17 protein-coding genes are annotated in these 18,995 nt (G+C 61.9%); 9 read left to right on the top strand and 8 right to left on the bottom strand.

Annotation, left to right across the window (positions count from 1 at the left end; all coding sequences use genetic code 11):
- Nucleotides 1-58 precede the first annotated feature (58 nt).
- The gene (locus tag NKJ15_RS14180) at nt 59-1,318 is read right to left on the bottom strand and encodes a sarcosine oxidase subunit beta (protein ID WP_352815802.1); all 1,260 of its coding nucleotides are present in this window, start codon (nt 1,316-1,318) and stop codon (nt 59-61) included.
- 292 nt (nt 1,319-1,610) lie between these two features.
- Here NKJ15_RS14180 and NKJ15_RS14175 point away from each other — a divergent pair, with 292 nt between their 5' ends.
- The 8 genes from NKJ15_RS14175 (at nt 1,611) to NKJ15_RS14140 (ending at nt 11,962) form a co-directional block, all read left to right on the top strand.
- Nucleotides 1,611-4,100 (top strand): mechanosensitive ion channel family protein, encoded by a 2,490-nt coding sequence (locus NKJ15_RS14175; RefSeq protein WP_352815800.1) that lies wholly within the window; start codon nt 1,611-1,613, stop codon nt 4,098-4,100.
- Between the two features lie 156 nt (nt 4,101-4,256).
- On the top strand, nt 4,257-4,520 hold the full coding sequence (locus NKJ15_RS14170) for a hypothetical protein (protein ID WP_352452117.1): 264 nt from the start codon (nt 4,257-4,259) through the stop codon (nt 4,518-4,520).
- 268 nt (nt 4,521-4,788) lie between these two features.
- On the top strand, nt 4,789-7,350 hold the full coding sequence (locus tag NKJ15_RS14165) for a GcvT family protein (protein ID WP_352815798.1): 2,562 nt from the start codon (nt 4,789-4,791) through the stop codon (nt 7,348-7,350).
- A 146-nt stretch (nt 7,351-7,496) separates the two neighbouring features.
- Nucleotides 7,497-8,321: a site-2 protease family protein gene (locus NKJ15_RS14160; protein WP_352815796.1), complete on the top strand. Its 825-nt coding sequence runs from the start codon at nt 7,497-7,499 to the stop codon at nt 8,319-8,321.
- Between the two features lie 100 nt (nt 8,322-8,421).
- The gene (locus NKJ15_RS14155) at nt 8,422-9,270 is read left to right on the top strand and encodes a DUF1194 domain-containing protein (protein WP_352454623.1); all 849 of its coding nucleotides are present in this window, start codon (nt 8,422-8,424) and stop codon (nt 9,268-9,270) included.
- 114 nt (nt 9,271-9,384) lie between these two features.
- Nucleotides 9,385-10,335 (top strand): ABC transporter substrate-binding protein, encoded by a 951-nt coding sequence (locus NKJ15_RS14150; RefSeq protein WP_352452114.1) that lies wholly within the window; start codon nt 9,385-9,387, stop codon nt 10,333-10,335.
- A gap of 71 nt (nt 10,336-10,406) precedes the next feature.
- The gene (locus NKJ15_RS14145) at nt 10,407-11,183 is read left to right on the top strand and encodes an ABC transporter permease (protein WP_352539653.1); all 777 of its coding nucleotides are present in this window, start codon (nt 10,407-10,409) and stop codon (nt 11,181-11,183) included.
- Nucleotides 11,180-11,962, top strand: coding sequence for an ABC transporter ATP-binding protein (locus NKJ15_RS14140; RefSeq protein ID WP_352815794.1), 783 nt, complete (start codon nt 11,180-11,182; stop codon nt 11,960-11,962). The genes NKJ15_RS14145 and NKJ15_RS14140 overlap by 4 nt, the downstream gene beginning before the upstream one ends.
- A gap of 10 nt (nt 11,963-11,972) precedes the next feature.
- Here NKJ15_RS14140 and NKJ15_RS14135 read toward each other — a convergent pair whose 3' ends face one another.
- The 4 genes from NKJ15_RS14135 to NKJ15_RS14120 all read right to left on the bottom strand — a co-directional run bounded on the left by NKJ15_RS14135 (nt 11,973) and on the right by NKJ15_RS14120 (nt 14,148).
- The gene (locus NKJ15_RS14135) at nt 11,973-12,146 is read right to left on the bottom strand and encodes a type II toxin -antitoxin system TacA 1-like antitoxin (RefSeq protein ID WP_352470283.1); all 174 of its coding nucleotides are present in this window, start codon (nt 12,144-12,146) and stop codon (nt 11,973-11,975) included.
- A gap of 57 nt (nt 12,147-12,203) precedes the next feature.
- A complete protein-coding gene (locus NKJ15_RS14130; RefSeq protein ID WP_348625928.1) occupies nt 12,204-13,142 on the bottom strand; it encodes a GlxA family transcriptional regulator in 939 nt (312 codons plus the stop codon).
- A 350-nt stretch (nt 13,143-13,492) separates the two neighbouring features.
- The gene (locus NKJ15_RS14125) at nt 13,493-13,627 is read right to left on the bottom strand and encodes a hypothetical protein (RefSeq protein WP_013894968.1); all 135 of its coding nucleotides are present in this window, start codon (nt 13,625-13,627) and stop codon (nt 13,493-13,495) included.
- 335 nt (nt 13,628-13,962) lie between these two features.
- Nucleotides 13,963-14,148, bottom strand: coding sequence for a hypothetical protein (locus NKJ15_RS14120; RefSeq protein WP_352452109.1), 186 nt, complete (start codon nt 14,146-14,148; stop codon nt 13,963-13,965).
- Between the two features lie 229 nt (nt 14,149-14,377).
- On the opposite strand from NKJ15_RS14120, the gene NKJ15_RS14115 reads away from it, so the two are divergent.
- Nucleotides 14,378-15,277 carry a LysR substrate-binding domain-containing protein gene (locus NKJ15_RS14115; RefSeq protein ID WP_023676521.1) on the top strand — a complete coding sequence of 300 codons (900 nt, stop codon included), beginning with the start codon at nt 14,378-14,380 and terminating at the stop codon, nt 15,275-15,277.
- Nucleotides 15,278-15,282: 5 nt separating this feature from the next.
- Here NKJ15_RS14115 and NKJ15_RS14110 read toward each other — a convergent pair whose 3' ends face one another.
- From NKJ15_RS14110 to NKJ15_RS14100, 3 genes are all read right to left on the bottom strand, one after another.
- Complete coding sequence (locus NKJ15_RS14110) at nt 15,283-16,266, bottom strand: alpha/beta hydrolase (protein WP_352539654.1); 984 nt, start codon at nt 16,264-16,266, stop codon at nt 15,283-15,285.
- Nucleotides 16,267-16,534: 268 nt separating this feature from the next.
- Nucleotides 16,535-16,717, bottom strand: a complete 183-nt coding sequence (locus tag NKJ15_RS14105; protein WP_352470285.1) for a hypothetical protein — start codon at nt 16,715-16,717, stop codon at nt 16,535-16,537.
- A 186-nt stretch (nt 16,718-16,903) separates the two neighbouring features.
- Entirely contained in the window at nt 16,904-18,973 is a 2,070-nt protein-coding gene (locus tag NKJ15_RS14100; RefSeq protein ID WP_352470286.1) for an ASKHA domain-containing protein, read from the bottom strand.
- Nucleotides 18,974-18,995: the final 22 nt, after the last annotated feature.

Genomic DNA, 18,995 nt, shown 5'->3' with positions numbered 1-18,995 from the left:
CTTCTCGTTTGACCATGATCTTGTCCGAAAACCGGTTTCCACTTTTCGGGATCATGGCCTAATGCAGCCGGGGCGTGGCGCCCTGGCCCTTGTCGTCGATCACCATGCCACGGTAAAAGCGGTCGAGCGTGAAGGCCGCGTTGAGACCGTGCGGCTCGTCCTTGGCAATGGTCCAGGCAAAGCACCAGCCGGAAGCCGGCGTCGCCTTGAAGCCGCCATAGCACCAGCCGCAGTTGAGATACATGCCCGGCAGCGGACCGGTGGTGATGATTGGCGAGCCGTCCATCGACATGTCGCAGACGCCGCCCCATGAGCGCAGCATGCGGACACGGGCCAGCCCAGGGAACAGCGCCAGCATCTCGCTCATCACCTCATCGACGATAGGCAGGCTGCCGCGTTGGGCGTAGCTGTTGTAGCCGTCGAGATCGCCGCCATAGACAAGCCCGCCCTTGTCAGATTGCGACATATAAAAATGGCCCATGCCGAAGGTCAGGACCGTATCGATGAACGGTTTTAGCGATTCCGTGACGAAGGCCTGCAGCACGTGGCTCTCGATCGGCATCGTCTCGATGCCGGCAAGCCGCATGACCCGCCCGGTGCTGCCGGCAACCGCGACCGCTACCTTTTTTGCGCGGATTTCGCCGCGCGTTGTCGTGACGCCGATGATGCGGTCGCCGTCGCGCAGGAAGCCGGTGACCTCGCAATTTTCGATGATGTCGACGCCGCGGCGATCTGCGCCGCGCGCATAGCCCCAGGCGACGGCGTCGTGGCGGGCGGTGCCGGCGCGCCGCTGCATCAGGCCACCGACGATCGGGAAACGCGCGGTGGCCGAGACGTCGAGCGCCGGCACCAGGCGCGCGATTTCGGCCGTGGTCATCAGTTCGGCGTCAACGCCGAGATGGCGCATGGCGTTTCCGCGCCGGGCATAGTCGTCGAGCTGAGCAGGTGTGTGGGCGAGGTTCAGGCAGCCGCGCTGCGAGAACATGACGTTGTAGTTGAGATCATGGGCCAGGTTCTCCCACAGCTTCATCGAATGTTCGTAGAAACGCGTGTTGGCCGGCAGGAGATAGTTGGAACGGACCGCCGTGGTGTTGCGGCCGACATTGCCGGAGCCGAGCCAGCCCTTCTCCAGCACCGCGACATTTGTGATGCCGTGCTCCTTGGCGAGATAGTAGGCGGTCGACAGGCCATGGCCGCCGCCGCCGATCACGATCACGTCGTAGGACGCTTTCGGGTCGGGCTTGCGCCAGGCCGGCCTCCAGTCCTTGTTTCCGGTCAGCGCGTTCTTGAGAAGCGAAAAGGCCGAATATTCCGCCATTCTTATTGTCATCCATTTCAGGCTTTACGGCAGAGTATAGAGCAGGCTGCAAACGCAAAGCCAAGATTGCGCCATCGCTTTTCGACTCCCCGACTTCGATTGGATTTGGCCGACTTCGATTGGATTTGGCCGACTTCGATTGGATTGGCCGACTTCGATTGGATTGGCCGACTTCGATTGGCGGGACTTCGAAAAACGAGACGCCTGGGATGACTTGCCCCGTGATATGAGCCTCTTTATCAAGGACGTGCTTCAAAACTGCCGATGCCGCCCGCGAGTCGCCAGAAAAATCATGTTCTTTCGTTTATTCCGCCTGGTCTTGATTCTTGCGCTTGTTGTCTCGGCGCCGCCGTCGCTCGTTGCTATGGCGCAGGCACTCGGGCAGGGCGCCGCCGGGTTGATCGCAGACCAGCAGAAGGTCATCCAGAGTCTGACGGCCAAAATCGACGGTCTCGAGAAGAAGATACAGCAGGACGGCCAAGACGATGCCACCCTCGTGGAAATCCGTCTGCAATTGGAGGATCTGTCGCGGGCGGCGCTCACCAGCGCGCTAGCGTTCCGATCGCGTCTCGGCGATATCAACGATCGGATTGAGATGCTGGGACCTCCGCCGGCCGCGGGCCAGCCGGCCGAGCCAGACATCGTAACCGGTGAACGCCAGGCCTTGGCTTCCGAAAAAGCCGAGATCAACGCCGTTATTGCCAGCGCGCAGAACCTGTCGATCCGCGTCAGTGGGCTGATCGAGAAGATCGGCAACATGCGCAGCGAGCTGTTCCGCAATGTGCTTACTAAGCGCTACGTGCTGTCCGATGCGCTTAGCCCCGAAGTCTTTTCCGACGCCAACGCTGAGTTTTCCGGCTTCTATAAGGCGGTCTCGTCCTGGCTGAGTTTCGCCTTCAAGTTCAAGTTCCAGGCCATTCTTGCCGCGACTTTGATGGCGCTCGCATTCGCTGCAGTGCTTTTTATCGGCGGCCGACGCCTGTTCGGCCGCGTCTTCGAAGCGGATCCCTCCGTCGAGGACCCCTCCTATCTCAGCCGCCTGTCGGTGGCGTTCTGGTCGACGTTGCTGCCGACGCTGGCGGTCGGCGCCTTCCTTGTCTCGACGATCTTCTTCTTCGATTATTACAATGTTTTACGCGGTGACATCGGCATCTTCCTGAATTCGCTGGTTGCCGTTATCGCGGTGGTGTTCTGCGTCAACCGCCTGACCAACGCGGCGCTCGAGCCCCGACTGCCGAACTGGCGTTTGATCCCGGTCGAAACCGGCCCGGCGCGCTGGCTGGTGCGGCTGACGACCGCCATGGCTGTCGTCATCGGCAGCAACAACTTCCTGTCTGTCGTCAACGACAAGATGGGCTCGCCACTGTCGCTGACCATCGCCAGAAGCTTCATCGCCACCATCGTCGTCGGCATCATCCTGATCCTTATGGGCCTGCTGAAGCCGTTCAAGGCCCCCGACGGAAGCTGGCGCCCGTGGCCGGCGTGGCTGCGCTACACCGCCGTCGCGCTAGGCCTATTCACCATCGCATCGGCACTGCTTGGCTATATCGGCCTTGCAATTTTCGTCTCGCTGCAGGTCGTGGTCACCGGCACCATCCTGGTCACCGCCTATATCGGCTTCCTGTCGGCGCGAGCGATCGGCGAGGAAGGTGGTTTCGCCAAAACTTCGATCGGGCGCTGGCTAGCGGCCAATTCAAGCTACGAAGAGACCGCCCTCGACCAGCTCGGGCTTGTCGTCAGCGCCGCCATCAACATCATGATTGTGCTGGTGTTCCTGCCGCTGATCCTGTTGATGTGGGGCTTCCAGCCCGGCGACATCCAGGCCTGGGCCTACAAGCTGGCGACCGGCCTCACCATCGGCTCGGTGACGATCTCGGTCACCGGCATTCTCACCGGCGTCGTCGTCTTCATCATTGGCTATTTCCTGACGCGCTGGTTCCAGGGCTGGCTCGACGGCTCGGTGATGGCGCGCGGCCGGGTCGACACCGGCGTGCGCAATTCGATCCGGCTGGCGGTCGGTTATGCCGGTGTCGCGGTCGCGGCACTGGTCGGCATCTCGGCGGCCGGTATCGACCTCTCCAATCTCGCGCTGGTCGCCGGCGCCCTGTCCCTCGGCATCGGTTTCGGCTTGCAGAATGTCGTCTCGAATTTCGTGTCGGGCCTGATCCTGTTGGCCGAGCGGCCGTTCAAGGTCGGCGACTGGATCGTCGCCGGCGACATCAGCGGCACGGTCAAGAAGATCAGCGTGCGCGCCACCGAGATCGAGACGTTCCAACGGCAATCGGTGATCTTGCCCAATTCAAACCTGATCAACAATGCGGTCGGCAACTGGACGCACCGCAACAAGCTCGGCCGCGTCGACATCAAGGTCGGCGTTGCCTATGGCAGCGACGTCAAGCACGTGCATGGCGTCCTGTTGGAGATCGCACGCAGCCATCCGCTGGTGCTGAAGAACCCGGAACCCTTTGTGCTGTTTTCCAATTTCGGCCCGGCCGCGCTCGAATTCGAGATCCGCGTGTTCCTGGCAGACGTTCTTAGTGGCAATATCGTCCAGAACGACATCCGCTTTGCCATCTTCGATGTGTTCGCCGACCAGCATATCGAAATTCCGTCGACACCGCGCGCCGTCGTCGAGACCAAGAAGCACGAAGCGTGGCCGATCGACGACGACAAGATCGAAGTCGAATTCGCCGAGCGGGAACAAGCAAAAGCCCTAGCGGCGGTCGAGGCGAAACGTCTCGCCAAGTCGGGACGCAAGGTACGGAAGCCCGATCCTGACTAGCTGATTGAAGCTTGCCTTCAAGCCTTCGGAAACCAATTGCGGCATGAATGCGGCATTCAGTTGCCGTTCAGCTTGCATTGCATATAAGCTCACCTGCAAACGGCGAGAATGCCTTGCGAAATGCAACAGAGGCGGTGGCAACACCGATACTGCAAAATGTGGAAGTCTCTCGTCGCCGCCGTCGCTTTTCTGGCCGTGGGCGGCTCGGCCCATGCCGCCAGCGCGGTTAACAAGGACGCCGAGACCCGCACGCTGATCGTGACGGAAGGCGGCGGCAAGACCGAGCTGGCGCTGGCCGCTGGCGAAACCGTGGAATTTTGCCCGAGCGGCTGTTTTGTTACCTTGCCGAATGGCGACCTCGAGGCGCTGACCGGTTCGGAGACGATCGAGATCTCGGGCGGCGTCGCGCGCATCAAGTAAAGTCGACGCCATGATTTTTGAAGGCCGGGCAAACACCCGGCCTTTTATTTGCTTCCGGTAATCGGCGATGAAGGTATGCATTTTTCTTCGAAGCTGCGCAGGACGGGCTCTAGCAGCGTCTTCGTACCGAGCAGGGCGAAGGCGTAGGTCTAACTGCATTCGACGGGCTGGTGGCGCGGGCTTTTTTGGCGATGTCGCAAACAGGCTGCAAGCGCGGCGCCGCGCCGCCCTATAGTCTGCTCGCAATAGCATCTTGGAGTCGCGGGCAATGGCAGGGTTTCCGGAAAAGGCGAAGGTCGTCATCGTCGGGCTGGGCGGCATCGTCGGCGCATCGGTCGCCCATCACCTGATCGAGCGCGGATGGGACGATATTGTCGGCATCGACAAATCGGCCATCCCGACGGATATCGGCTCGACGGCGCATGCCTCCGACTTCTGCTACACGACCAGCCATGATTTCCTGTCGTGCTGGACGACGCTCTATTCCATCGATTTCTACGAAAAGATGGGTCACTACGCGCGCATCGGCGGCCTCGAGGTCGCCCGCGTCGGCGACGACGCCCGCATGGCGGAGATCAAGCGCAAGATCGCCTCGGCGAAGGCCTTCGGCACACGCGCCCGCCTGATCGATCCCGCCGAGATCAAGGAAAAATTCCCGCTGATCGAAGAACAGATGGTACAGGGCGGCCTGTGGGATCCCGACGCCGGCCTCGTCATCCCGCGCTCGCAGACCGTCGCCGGCAAGCTTGTCGATCAGGCGGAAGCTTCCGGCAAACTCAGGGCGTTTGCCAATACGTCGGCCAGGTCGCTCGTCATCGAGAACGGCCGCATCAAGGGCGTGGTGACCGACCGCGGCACCATCGAGGCCGACTATGTCGTGGTCTGCACCGGCATCTGGGGACGGCTGATCGCGGAAATGGCGGGCGAGGACCTGCCGGTCATGCCGATCGACCATCCGCTTACCTTCTTCGGGCCGTACACCGAGTTCGCCGGCACCGGCAAGGAGATCGGCTGGCCGCTGCTGCGCGACCAGGGCAACTCGGCTTACATGCGCGATACCGGCGACCCCAAGACCGCCGAAGGCGGGCAGATCGAATGGGGTTATTACGAAGAGACCAATCCGCGCCTTTGCCATCCGCGCGATATTCTCGAGAAAAACGAGGCGCGGCTTTCGCCGTCGCAACGCGATCTCGACATGGAGCAGATCCTGGCGCCGCTCGAGCGCGCCATGGAACTGACGCCGATCCTGGGCGAGCTGGGCTACAATGAGAGCCATTCCTTCAACGGCCTATTGCAGGTGACGGCGGACGGCGGCCCCTCGATGGGCGAAAGCCAGAAGGTCAGGGGCCTCTGGTATGCGGTGGCGGTTTGGGTCAAGGACGGCCCCGGCATGGGCAAGCTCATCGCCGACTGGATGACGGACGGCCGCACGGCGATCGACCACCACGCCATCGACTATTCGCGTTTCTATCCGCACCAGACGAAAGAACAGTTCATCTGGGATCGCTGCACCGAAACCGCTATGAAGGTCTACAACCCAGCGGTCCATCCACGCGAGCCCTTCTCCAAGGCTCGCAATGTCCGCCGCTCGCCCTTCTGGGAGCGCGAGAAGGAACTCGGCGGCTATTTCATGGAACTCGGCGGCTGGGAGCGCGCCCATGGCTACGCCGCCAACGAGCATCTGCTCGAGAAATACGGCAACCGGGTGCCGGTGCGCCAAAACGAATGGGATAACCGCCACTTCTGGCGCGTCTCGAACGCCGAGCATCTCGCGATGAGCGAGGATTGCGGCATCGTCAACCTGTCGCATTTCGCCATGTACGACGTGGAAGGCCCGGACCATGTCGCGCTGATGGAATGGCTGTGCGCGGCAAAAATCGGCGGTGACGGCAATATAGGCAAGGGCATCTATACCCATTTCCTCGACGAGGAAGGCATGGTGCGCGCCGACCTGACCGTCATCCGCATGGCCGGCCGCTGCCGCGTCATCGACGGCGCCGATGCCGGGCCGCGCGACTTCCAGTACATGCGCCGGACGGCAGAGGACAAAGGCTTCGACGTTAGCGTCACCGATGTGACCGAGAGATATGTGACCGTCGGCATCTGGGGTCCGAACGCGCGGGCGACATTGAGCAAGTGCGTGGAAAACCCCGATGGGCTGACGCCGGAGAATTTTCCCTTTGCCGCGATCAAGCCCGTCAGGATCGCCGGCAAGGACGTGACCGCCTTCCGCATCTCCTATGTCGGCGAGCAAGGCTGGGAACTGCACATGCGCTACGACGACGGCCTGGCTGTCTGGGACGCGCTGCGGTCGACCGGCGTGATGGCCTTTGGCGTCGAGACCTATGCCAACAGCCGCCGCCTGGAGAAGAGCCTGCGCCTGCAGAATGCGGACCTGTTGACCGAATACAATCTGCTGGAAGCCGACCTTGCCCGTCCGAAAGTCAAGGAGGCCGATTTCTGCGGCAAGGCAAAGCATCTGGAATATCGCGCCCGGGCGCATCAGCCGGCCATGCTTTGCACGCTTATCTTGACGGACAATACAGATTCGAATGGTGTTCCCCGCTATCCGGTCGGCACGATGCCGGTAATGGACCCGCAAACCGGTGAGACGCTCGTCGACGAGCTCGGCCGCCGCTCCTTCACGACTTCGGTGGCCTATGGTCCGACCCTCGGCAAGAACATCGCGCTCGCCTACCTGCCCTGGGCGTATTGCCAGGAGGGCCGCAAGCTGAGCGTCGAATATTTCGGCGAGAAGTACCCGGTCGAAGTGGCCGCCGTCGGCTACAGGCCGCTCTACGACCCGGAGAACCTCAATCCGCGCAGCTAAGCGTTGCTTGCCTGCCGATTCTCCACACAGGCAAGCCGAGCAGTGCCAGCAGGACCCTGAATGCAGAAGCCCGATTCATCGTCGGGCTTTTCGCTTTGTGGAGCGATGATTCTCGCTTACCGTCGCGCTGCGATTGGGGGGTGCCTTTGCGGCGGATCGGCTGGGACAGAAAAAACGATGCGCTTGTGTTTCAGCTGAACCGGAATATCCCGGTTCGCGTCAGCTGGACCTTCGCAATTCCCATTGTGCTGCCCTTCCTGAACGAGTGGGCGAGCCGACCCAAGGATGCGCTGATCCATACCTCTATCTTTGCAGCGCTTCTGTTTGCGTCGATATTTCTGCACGAACTGGCACACGCCTGGATCGGACGCCGACAAGGCGTCGCCACCGACAGGATAGAACTATATCTCTTCGGCGGGCTCACGCGTTTCAAACGCGCCGCAGCGCCATCGCCTGCCTGGGCGCGGATTGCGATAGCGGGTCCCCTGGCGAACATCGCGCTCGCCGCGTTTTTCGATGCGGCCTATTATCTGGTTTTTGGAGAACTCATCCCAGTTGTGCCCGAAAGGCCATTCGGGTGGCTGCCGTCAAGGTCGGCCGGTCCTCTGGAATGGACGCTTTGGATTGGCGCATTGTTGAACGTGTCACTTATCATTCTCAACATCCTGCCCGCCTACGATCTGGATGGCGGCGTGATTGCAAGACATTTGTTCCTGAGACGCTTCGGCGTCCGCCGGGCCGCGCAGATCGTCGGCATCTGCGGCATCGTACTTTCAATTCTGCGTTTTGCGATCATCTTGCCTGCCGCGGTTGCAGGTATTCTGTTGTGGCTTCCGCCGTCATTCAAGCCGAACTGGACGGCAGCGCGTGGGGTCGGTGCTAGAAAACCGAAGCCGGACCCATCCTCCGAGACGGATGTCGAGAAGGCCGTGGAGTGGCGGGGACGGGGCGGGCACCGCATCTACAAATGAAATTCGCTTTCCGGCGGTTCGCAAGAATGTGACCGGATGAGCCCGGCTCTTCACCGGGCTTTTCTCTTTGTCGATCGGCGATTTTCGCTTACCGTGCGGCATGTCTGGTTTTGCCCGTGCAAGACATCTCGTCTCGGGTGCCGCCGCGCTGGCGTCGGTGCTATGGCTGACTGCAAACTCCCGCGCCGCCGAGCCGGTCGACGTCGAACTGGTGCTGGCAGTCGACGTTTCGCTGTCCATGTCGCCGGACGAGCTCGAAATCCAGCGTCATGGCTACGCGGCGGCGCTGACGCATGACGATGTCCTGCAGGCAATCGGCGAAGGCGCTCATGGCAAGATTGCCGTCACCTATGTCGAATGGGCTGGCGCGACCTGGCAGCAGGTCGTGGTGCCGTGGACGGTGATCGCCAATCGTGCCGACGCCGAGCGGCTGGCAGCGCAGCTTTCCGCTCATCCGCCGGCCAGTGCCAGGCGCACCTCGATCTCCGGCGCGCTGGAATTCGCCAGCGATCTCTTTGCTGAAAGCGGCTTCCAGGGCGTCAAGCGGGTGATCGACATTTCGGGTGACGGCCCCAACAACCAGGGCGCACCTGTCGATATCACCCGCGACGCGGTGATCAAGCAAGGCATCACCGTCAACGGCCTGCCGCTGATGACCAGGGGCGGGTTCAGCAGCGCTTACGATGTCAACAATCTCGACCGCTACTACAGCGACTGCGTCATCGGCGGGCCGGGCTCCTTCATGATCCCGGTCAATGACTGGACGCAGTTTCCGGAGGCCATCCGCCGCAAGCTGGTGCTGGAGCTTGCCGGTCCGGCCTCGCCGCAGCGAGCGGCGGAAGAGGCGGCGCATCCGCCATTGGTGCTGGCACAGGACATCCCCGTCACCGACTGCCTAGTCGGCGAAAAAATGTGGCGCGACCGCAGCTGGATGTACGACAGCCGCTGATGGCGGAGTTTGCTGTCGATGGTGACATACCGCAGTGCAGCATCTGCTTCATTGACAAGCCTGCGGGCGTCTGTGACACAATTCCGCATCCGAACACATTAAAGGGGAACCGACATGAACAGGATCGGAATTCTTGCCGCAAGCTTGACGCTTGCCGTCGGATTGTCCGCGCCGGCGATGGCCGCCACATCGGTCAGCATCGGCATCAGTGGGTGGACCGGCTTTGCGCCGCTGACGCTCGCCAAGCAGGCCGGCATCTTCGAAAAGCACGGCCTCGACGTCACCTTGAAGAAGGTGCCGCAAGCCAGCCGGCCGCTCGCCATCGCCAGCGGCGACCTGCAATGCGCCGCCACCACGGTCGAGACCTGGCTGGTCTGGAACGCCAATGGCGTGACGACCAAGCAGATATTCCAGCTCGACAAATCCTACGGCGCCGACGGCATCGTCGCCCGCAACGACATCAAGACCGTCGCCGATCTCAAAGGTAAGTCGGTCGCGTCTTCGGCGCCGGGCACCTCGCCCTATTTCATGCTGGCCTGGGTGCTCAACAAGAACGGCATGTCGACCAAGGACGTGACGGTCGTCAACCTGGAGCCGGATGCGGCGGCGCAGGCGTTTCTCGCCGGCCAGAACGATGCGGCGGTCACCTATGAGCCGTTCATCTCGGCGGTGCGCGAAAAGTCCGACCAGGGCCACATCCTTGTCACCACTCTCGACTATCCGATGGTGCTCGATACGGTCGGCTGCACGCCGGAGTTCCTCAAGGCCAATCCGGATGCGGGCAAGGCGCTTGCCGACAGCTATTTCGAGGCACTCGACCTGATCAAGAGCGATCCGGCGAAATCCTATGAGACGATGGGTGCCGACGTGAAGCAGTCGGCCAAGGAATTCGAAGAGTCGGCCAAATACCTGAAATGGGCCGACAAGGCTGAAAACAAGCAGTTCTTCACCAAGGAATTCCAGGACTTTTCCAAGACCGCTGGCGAGCTTCTGCTGCAGATGGGTTTGATCAAGGAAGCGCCTGACGTCTCGACGTTGGCCGACACCAGCGCCGTCGCCGACTAACCGCCAGGATTGTCGCCCGGCGGCGGCGCGTGCGCCGCCGCTTTTTCATTCAGATCAGAGGACGGTCGAAGATGCCGCGCCCCTTGCATCCGGTCTCGCCGGGCATTCGAACCGTGCTCGGCATTTCGTTCTTCGTGCTGTTCGTGGCGTTCTGGGCGTGGATCACGCTTGGCGGCCACGTCAATCGCATTTTCCTTGCCGATCCGCTGTCGATGGTGAGAGACGGCTGGCGGCTGCTGGTCGAGGACCGCTTCTGGCTCGACATCCTTATCACCATCTGGCGCGTCTTCGGCGGGTTCCTGATGGCGGCCATCGTTGCCGTGCCGCTCGGCATCTTGATGGGTGCCTGGAAGCCCGTGGAGGCGTTCCTGGAGCCGTTCGTCTCCTTCGCCCGCTATCTGCCGGCATCGGCCTTCATCCCGCTGCTCATCCTGTGGGCGGGCGTTGGCGAGCTCGAAAAACTGCTGGTGATCTTCGTCGGCTCGGTGTTCCAGATCATCCTGATCATCGCGGTCAAGGTCGGCGGCACACGGCGCGACCTAGTCGAGGCGGCCTACACGCTTGGCTCGTCCGACAACGGCATCGTGCGGCGCGTGATCATGCCGGCCAATGCGCCGGAGATTGCCGAGACCCTGCGGCTGGTGCTCGGCTGGGCCTGGACCTATGTCATCGTCGCCGAGCTGATCGGCTCGTCGTCGGGCATCGGCTACATGATCATCAACAGCCAGTCGCGGCTGGCGACAGGGCAGATCATCTTCGGCATCATCGTCATCGGCCTGATCGGGCTGTTGTCCGATTTCGCCTTCAAGGCGCTCAACCGTTGGCTGTTTCCATGGAGCCTGGCGTGAGCAAGCTGCTCATCGAAGGCGTCTCGCGCACCTTCGCCGGTGTCGGCGGTGGGCAGCCGGTCAAGGCGCTGATGCCGATCGATCTGGCGGTCGCCGCCAACGACTTCATCACCATCCTGGGGCCATCCGGCTGTGGAAAGTCGACACTGCTCAGGATCGTCGCCGGCCTCGAAGCGCCGAGTGGGGGACGTGTTCTGCTCGGCGGCAGGGTGGTGGACCGGCCCGGTCCAGACCGCGGCATGGTTTTCCAGTCCTATACGCTGTTTCCGTGGCTGACGGTCGCCGAGAACATCGCCTTCGGCCTGCGCGAACGTGGAATGGCCGAGCACGAGCGCAGCGAGATCGTCGCTTCTTACGTCGATCTCGTCGGGCTGAGAGGTTTTGAAAACCATTGGCCGAAGCAGCTTTCCGGCGGCATGCAGCAGCGCACCGCGATTGCCCGGGCACTGGCCAACGATCCGGAGATCCTGCTGCTCGACGAGCCGTTCGGCGCGCTTGACAACCAGACCCGCGGGCTGATGCAGGAACTGCTTCTCGGCATCTGGGAGCGCCGGCAAAAAACGGTGCTGTTCGTCACCCACGACATCGAGGAGGCGATCTTCATGGCGTCGCGCGTGGTCGTGATGACGGCACGGCCGGGCCGCATCAAATCGGACGTTGCCGTCGACCTGCCGCATCCGCGCCACTACACGCTGAAGACCAGCCCGGAATTTTCGGCGCTGAAAGCGCGGCTGACGGAAGACATCCGCGTCGAGGCTATGCGCACGGCGCAGGTATAGTCGCCGCAACCTACACTCGACCGCGACCGGAAAAGATGCTCGGTTCGCTCAACAGGCGCTTTAGGCGTGGAAGGTCGCGCGTAGGGGCGTCCATTGCCGCCATGAACGCGGCCCATTTTTCTGCATCGAGGCGGAAGCTGTGCGGGTCGGCCGGTTTTTCGGATAGGCTCGAACTCGTGGTCATGCGACATCTCTCGATGCGGAATATCACACTTCGCCGGTCCTCTGCTGATTTGCCAGATCAAGCCGCCAGAAGCTGCTTGCGGTCGACGCGTTCCTGTTGCGGCGAGCGGGCGTACAACTCGCGATAGCATTTGGAGAAATGCGAGGCGGAAACAAAGCCGCAGGCGACCGCCACTTCGACCACCGGCAACGACGACTGGATCAGCAGGTGCCGGGCGCGGTCGAGGCGGATCTCCAGATAGTAACGGGCAGGGGAGCGCCCCATCTCGGTGCGGAACAGGCGCTCAATCTGCCGGCGCGACAGGTCGACATGGTCAGCGACCTCGATCAGCGAGAGCGGCTCGGAGAGATTGGCTTCCATCAGCTCGATAATGGTCAGAACCTTGGAATTCTGCACGCCAAGGCGGGCGCGCAGCGGCAGGCGCTGGCGGTCGGTCGGGCTGCGCACGCGATCAGTCAGCACCTGCTCGCAGACGCGGTTGACGAGGCTTTCGTCGAAATCGTCGCCGATCAGCTTCAGCATCATGTCGAGCGCGGCGGTGCCGCCGGCGCAGGTGTAGATGTTCTGGTCGATCTCGAAGAGGTCGGCGAAGACATTGGCCTTGGGGAACGCCTCGGAAAAGCCCGGCAGGTTCTCCCAATGGATGGCGCAGCGCTTGTTGGACAGCAGGCCTGCGGCGGCCAGGATATGCGCGCCGGTGCACAGGCCGCCGACGGCAACGCCGCGATTGTACTCCTCGCGCAACCAGGCAAAGGCCGATTTGTTCTGGTAGCGCTCGACATTGATGCCGCTGCAGACGATGGCCATGTTCGGCCGGTCCGGTCCGGACATTTTCTTGCGCTCTTCCTCCAGCGAGGTGTTGACGGCGCATTCGACGCCGTTCGAGGCGCGCACCGGCTTGCCGTCGATGCTGGCGAGCCGCCAGCGATAGGCTTCATAGCCGAGCATGCGGTTGGCCGAACGCAACGGATCGAGCGCCGTCGCGAAGGCGATCATGGTGAAATCGGGGACCAGGAAGAATACGAACGATCGCCGGATCGGGTGCTTTACGACGTTCACGGGTAGATCCTCACGCTGCAATGGCGCGAACAGGATGTCGCGATTAGCATAGCGACATCAGGAAAGACGTTTCCTGTCAATTGGCTAGATGGCAACGGAGCGACTTTATTTGCGACACGGGTCGCAAATGGGCAATCGCTATGCGGCGAAGGACGCGATATGCCGCCGGATCGAGCAAACGAGCCTACGCAGTCTGCGCACACGAAAACGCCGCCTCGGCAAAACCGAAGCGGCGCTGGATCGACTTCGAAGCAGCGCTAGGCTGCTTCCGCCGGGATTGCCGCGTCTCAGGCGACGAAGCCGAGGCGCGCGGCAGCCATGGCACCGGTCTGGCCAGGCATGGTGTTGGCCAGGCGCTGGCGCTCGAGCGCGGTCGTCAGGTTCATTTCGCGACGGGCAAAGAGGCGGGCAAAAAGCTTCATGATCATCTCCATTCGGTTGCTCAGACGGGTCGCCTTCGCTTGATGGAGTGGGGCAGCTCGTTTGTTGATGATGATATAGGCTTACGTGAGGGGAAACTAAATCGTAAAAACGAAGCACTTGATATGAAAAGCGACACGGAATGCGACAAATTTGGGCATTCTGCCCAGGATTTTCGATTATTTACAATGCGTTGATTGCCAGTGCGGGCTGCTATGCGACTTGCTCATATGCGGCATGCGACGGCGACATGGCTCGGGAAAATCATTGGAGTACAAACAAAAAGGCCTGCCGGGCTGATCTGCGCGGCAGGCCTTCAGCTGTTGATACACACGGTTTACTTTGCTCCAGCCCACGATCCCACACCATGGCGAGTGCCGGCCTTGGCATCGGCAGCTTCGGGCCAGCCGATATCCTTCTGCAGTTCAATCGGCAGCGCGCGGATGGCGCGTTCCGTCTGGTAGCGGGCACGGGCCTCGCTGAACTCGGTCGCGATCCGACCGATGGATGACAGGATAGACATCTCATTCTCCTTCGCGTTGGGCCGGGTCGTCCCGGCGCTTGCAGCGTCAGGCGGTACACCGGCTTTGTTTCAGCTTCATTTCGTGTCGATTGCAGGTCCGTGTCATGGTTGTTTCGGGACCACTTCGATGCGTCCTGCCTCCGACCGAGTTGACTATCCTCCCAAACTGATGTTCAATCAAACGAAATGGAATGATGGTTTGCATCAGAAAAATTGAAGGCCGCTTGCCATGAATGCCCCACTCAATCATCCGCTGCCGCTGCTCGATCTCGATGTTCTGCGCACTTTCGTCGCAATCGCCGAGACCGGCAGCTTCACCACTGCGGCCAATGCGGTCTTCCGCACGCCGTCGGCCGTCTCGATGCAGATCAAGAAGCTGGAGGACATTCTCGGCCGCTCGGTGTTCGCGCGCGACGCCCGTTCGGTGACGCTGACCACCGATGGCGAGATGCTGCTCGGCTATGCGCGCCGGCTGCTGTCGATCAATCGCGAGGTGGTGTCGAAGTTCATCATTCCAGACATTGTCGGCGTGGTGCGGCTCGGCTCGCCGGACGATTACGGCGAACGTGTGCTGCCGCATGTGCTGAAGCGGTTCGCACAATCGCATCCATCGATCGCGGTCGACGTCACCATCGACCAGAGCGTCAATCTGCGCCGGCGCATGGACGACCGGGCGCTTGACATCACGCTGCTCACCAACTCCTACAAGACCAGCGCGATCGGCGCCGAAGTGCTGCTCACCGAGCCGATCGTCTGGGCCGGTGCCAAGGGCGGTTGCGCGCATCTGCGCGAGCCGCTGCCGGTCTCATTGTGGGAAGAGGGCTGTGCCTGGCGGGCAGGGGCATTGGAGGCGCTTGGCCGCGAGGGCCGCAACTACCGTATCGCCTATATGAGCGCACACACGGCCGGCCAGCGCGCCGCGATCATGGCGGATCTTGCAGTCGCGCCGCTGCCGAAATCGTTCCTCGGCAGCGATATGGTCGAGCTGTGCCCGAAGGACGGCATGCCTGACATCGGCACCTACAATCTGGCCATGGTGGTGACGCCGGACGCCAGCGCTCCAGTGAAGGCAGTCGCCGACCATATCCGCGCGACGTTTGAGATGTTCAGGGAAACTGGGAAGTTCTGAGCCAACTACGACCTGAGCGGCGCAACCAGATCGCGAGGCGTTCCGTCGCGGTCTGCCCTTTGCAGCGACAACTCTCCTGCCTTGGCATGATAACTGTCAGTTTCGTTGGTCAAGAAGGCCACTATGCTGTCCCGCGCGCGACGCGCCTCCGGCATGTCGATCAACGGCCAGACATGGAACATGCCTTGCTCGTGGACGACCTCAATTTCGACGCCGGCCGCGCGTGCCTTTTCCGCGAAAATCAGATTGTCGGGGGTGAGCAGATCGCGTGAACCGGTCAGCAGCAGCGTTTTGGGCAGCACCGACAGGTCGCCGTAAACCGGGCTGATGCGCCAGTCGGTGGGATCGATGCCGGCGCTGTAAAGCCGGATCGCCTCGCGGCCGCCGGCAATGCCCAGCCACGGATCGTTGCGTTCGGCCTCATACATTTCTGGGTTGGCGAGCGACACGTCGAGACCGGGCGAAATCAGCACGTGGCGTGATGGCAAGGGCAGGCCGTCTTGCGCAGCCATCATGGTCAGCACGACGGCCATGTTTCCGCCGGCGGAATCGCCCATGAAGATGATATCATTCGCCCTGGTTTCGCCGAACATCTGGCGGTAGACGGCGCCGACCATGCCGAACATGGCGTGAAAATCGTGTTCGGGAGCAATGGGATAGATCGGCACGGTGATACCGAACCCGAGGCGGTCGGCCATGTCGGCGATCAGCCGCCAATGATAGGGTGTGATTTCAAAGACGTAAGCGCCGCCGTGCAGGTAGAGAATCCGCCTCCGCTCACCAGCCTGGGGAGCGATCTCGTAGACGGGAAAGCCGTTGATCGTGCGGGTTGTGATCTCCAGGCGTGACCACAGCGACGCAGGCGGCTGATGGTTTTCCGTCCTGCGCGCATAGGCGATCCAGCGCTGCAGGTTCTCGGGGCTGGAAAACGCCTTCTTGCGGCTGTACCTGAGGACGAACGACACGACGTGGCTTTTGAGACTGGGCATGCAGATACACGGACTTCGGCTGAGCCGACTAAGAGAACCCCCGACTATTTCGAAGATTGTGTCGCCACCAAAAAAGTCAAGATTGATGCAATCTCAACACGGTCGTTTGATCCCAGCTGTCGACAAAGCGTCCGGCCATGAAGTCTCTGGCCTACCGGTGCAGCTCAACGCCGCGGCAGCAACGCGGCGCGCAGCCAATTGTTGGGTGCAGCCGGAGCCGCATTGCGGCTCCGGCGAATACCGAGCAGTTTGCATTTGTCGATGAATTTCATCCGCGCTGCGTGCCCCATCCGACCGAAAGCTGCCTTTCGCTCGAACGCGGCGACACCGGCCAGCCAATGTCCTTTTGGATCTCAGGCGGCAAGCTGTTGAGGATGCGCAGCGACTTGCGCGCTTCGCGTGTTTTCTTGAAGGCCGCACCATAGCGGCCGAAGCTTTCGAACATCGACATCTTGATCTCCTTGGAGCGTTGCGGTGGCCGAAAACTGTTTCCGCCTGCCGTTCGATGCCGGTTAAATGCTCCGCCTATGTATCTGGCGGATTTCACGAAAACGCGATTTCGTTTCCAGATCGGCGCGATCTAGAAACATTTGCATACAAATGAAAATGGAAGGTCTGACGGCCTAGCGGAGGCGAGTCATCCCCGCCCGCGCCGCGCGGCGTGGCCTTCGCGCGAACGCCGCCGCGGGGCAGCGTCGCCGGCAATGCCGTCTTCGCTCACCGTCTTGCGCGGCGGCAGTTTCACCGCCGCCGACAGCTTGGGAAACGGGTCGATCTTGTTCGGGAGCGCCATGGCATAAACGAAATGTTCCTGGAATTTCGGCTCCAGCGCCGTCTCGATCTTCTCGATCTTGCTAACGGTTTCCTCGATCTCGCGGCGATAGCCACGGTTCAACAGCGCCATGCGGGCGCCGGCGCCGGCCGCATTGCCAACGGCCGAGACCTTGTCGAGGTCGCAATCCGGAATCAGGCCCAGCACCATTGCGTATTTCGGGTCGATGAACGAGCCGAATGCGCCGGCGAAGTGGATGCGGTCGACATGATCGGTGTGCTGCTTTTCCATCAAAAGCTTGGTGCCGGCATAAAGGGCGGCCTTGGCAAGCTGGATAGCGCGCACATCAGTCTGGGTGATGGTGATCTTGGGCTCGCCTTCCTTCAGCACATAGGAGAAGGTGCGGCCATTGGCGACGACGCGGGGCGAGTGGCCGCTCAGCGATCCATCGACGACGCCGTCCTCGGAGATGATGCCGGCGAGATACATCTCGGCGACCACCTCGATGATGCCGGAGCCGCAAATACCGGTGACGCCGGTCGCCTGCACACTGTCGAGGAAGCCCGGCTCGTCGGACCAGAGTTCCGAGCCGATGACGCGGTATTTCGGTTCCAGCGTTTCAGGATCGATGCGGACGCGCTCGATGGCACCCGGTGCGGCGCGCTGGCCACCGGAGATTTCCGCACCTTCGAAGGCCGGGCCAGTTGGCGATGAGGCCGCCACGACCCGCCGGCGATTGCCGAGCACGATCTCGGCATTGGTGCCGACATCGACGATCAGCATCATCTCGTCCTGGCGGTGCGGCCCTTCCGACAGCGTCACTGCGGCAGCGTCCGCGCCGACATGGCCGGCAATGCAAGGAAGCATATAGAGCCTAGCGCCCTGGTTGAGCTTCAAACCGATATCCGATGCCTTGATGTGCACGGCGCCGGAGACGGCTAGCGCGAAGGGGGCGCCGCCGAGCTCGGTCGGATCGATGCCGAGGAACAGATGGTGCATGATCGGATTGCCGACGAACACGGAATCCAGGATGTCGTTGCGTTGGACGTTGCCTTCGGTGCAGACCTTGTCCACAAGCCCCGAAATGGCCTCGCGCACGGCGACCGTCATGCCTTCGCGGCCGTCCGGGTTCATCATCACGTACGAGACACGGCTCATCAGATCCTCGCCGAAGCGGATCTGCGGATTGGATGTGCCCGACGAGGCGGCGACGCGGCCCGACAGCAACGACACCAGATGCATGGCGATCGTGGTCGAGCCGATATCGCAGGCAAGTCCGTACGCCTCGTTCTTGAGGCCGGGCCACAAAGCGATGACTCGTGCGGTCTCGCTGTCGGTGTCCTTGTGGATGGCGGCGGTCGCGGTCCAGTTGCCTTTGCGCAAAATGCCTTGCACCTGCGGCAACAGATGGAAATCGAAATCGAGGCTCTTGAGGCCCCAGTCCTTCATCAGCGCGATCTTCAGACGGTCGAGGTCGCCGAGCGGCTTGTGCATGTCGGGTTCTTCGATCTCGACATAGCACATGCGGATTGCCGCATCGCGGGCGATGACCCTGGTGTCGGCGTCCTTGCGGATGGTCTGCGCGTTGATGACGGTGTCCTGCGGCACGTCGACGACGAGATCGCCGAGAATCTGCGCCGAGCAGGACAGCCGGCGGCGCTCGGGCAGGCCGCGTACGCGTTCGTAGCGCTCTTCCTTAGCGCCCTTGGGCGAGAGGTGATCGTTGGAGGAAACGATCTTGTGCTTGGCGAAATTGCCTTCCTGCACCTCGATCTGGCAACGCCCGCAAGTGGCACGCCCGCCGCACACGCTCTCGACATAGACACCGAGCTGGCGCGCGGCGTCCAGAACCGGCGTGCCGACCGGAAACCGCCCGCGCTTGCCCGACGGCATGAACAGCACGAGCGGATCGGTGATGTTGACGGGAGAGTTCATACGTTCCAGACTTTACTTTCTA

It is taken from the genome of Mesorhizobium sp. M0207, assembly GCF_040321995.1.
Lineage (GTDB): Bacteria > Pseudomonadota > Alphaproteobacteria > Rhizobiales > Rhizobiaceae > Mesorhizobium.
This window is presented reverse-complemented; position numbering and strand designations above follow the sequence as displayed.

Bases quoted from the DNA above. Each gene is read 5' to 3' on its own strand.
- NKJ15_RS14155 (WP_352454623.1), top strand. From the start codon at position 8,422: ATGTCTGGTTTTGCCCGTGCAAGACATCTCGTCTCGGGTGCCGCCGCG.
- NKJ15_RS14175 (WP_352815800.1), top strand. From the start codon at position 1,611: ATGTTCTTTCGTTTATTCCGCCTGGTCTTGATTCTTGCGCTTGTTGTC.
- NKJ15_RS14110 (WP_352539654.1), bottom strand. From the start codon at position 16,266: ATGCCCAGTCTCAAAAGCCACGTCGTGTCGTTCGTCCTCAGGTACAGC.
- NKJ15_RS14170 (WP_352452117.1), top strand. From the start codon at position 4,257: ATGTGGAAGTCTCTCGTCGCCGCCGTCGCTTTTCTGGCCGTGGGCGGC.
- NKJ15_RS14145 (WP_352539653.1), top strand. From the start codon at position 10,407: ATGCCGCGCCCCTTGCATCCGGTCTCGCCGGGCATTCGAACCGTGCTC.
- NKJ15_RS14130 (WP_348625928.1), bottom strand. From the start codon at position 13,142: ATGATCGCCTTCGCGACGGCGCTCGATCCGTTGCGTTCGGCCAACCGC.
- NKJ15_RS14120 (WP_352452109.1), bottom strand. From the start codon at position 14,148: ATGTCTATCCTGTCATCCATCGGTCGGATCGCGACCGAGTTCAGCGAG.
- NKJ15_RS14180 (WP_352815802.1), bottom strand. From the start codon at position 1,318: ATGGCGGAATATTCGGCCTTTTCGCTTCTCAAGAACGCGCTGACCGGA.
- NKJ15_RS14135 (WP_352470283.1), bottom strand. From the start codon at position 12,146: ATGACCACGAGTTCGAGCCTATCCGAAAAACCGGCCGACCCGCACAGC.
- NKJ15_RS14115 (WP_023676521.1), top strand. From the start codon at position 14,378: ATGAATGCCCCACTCAATCATCCGCTGCCGCTGCTCGATCTCGATGTT.
- NKJ15_RS14150 (WP_352452114.1), top strand. From the start codon at position 9,385: ATGAACAGGATCGGAATTCTTGCCGCAAGCTTGACGCTTGCCGTCGGA.
- NKJ15_RS14105 (WP_352470285.1), bottom strand. From the start codon at position 16,717: ATGTCGATGTTCGAAAGCTTCGGCCGCTATGGTGCGGCCTTCAAGAAA.
- NKJ15_RS14125 (WP_013894968.1), bottom strand. From the start codon at position 13,627: ATGAAGCTTTTTGCCCGCCTCTTTGCCCGTCGCGAAATGAACCTGACG.
- NKJ15_RS14100 (WP_352470286.1), bottom strand. From the start codon at position 18,973: ATGAACTCTCCCGTCAACATCACCGATCCGCTCGTGCTGTTCATGCCG.
- NKJ15_RS14165 (WP_352815798.1), top strand. From the start codon at position 4,789: ATGGCAGGGTTTCCGGAAAAGGCGAAGGTCGTCATCGTCGGGCTGGGC.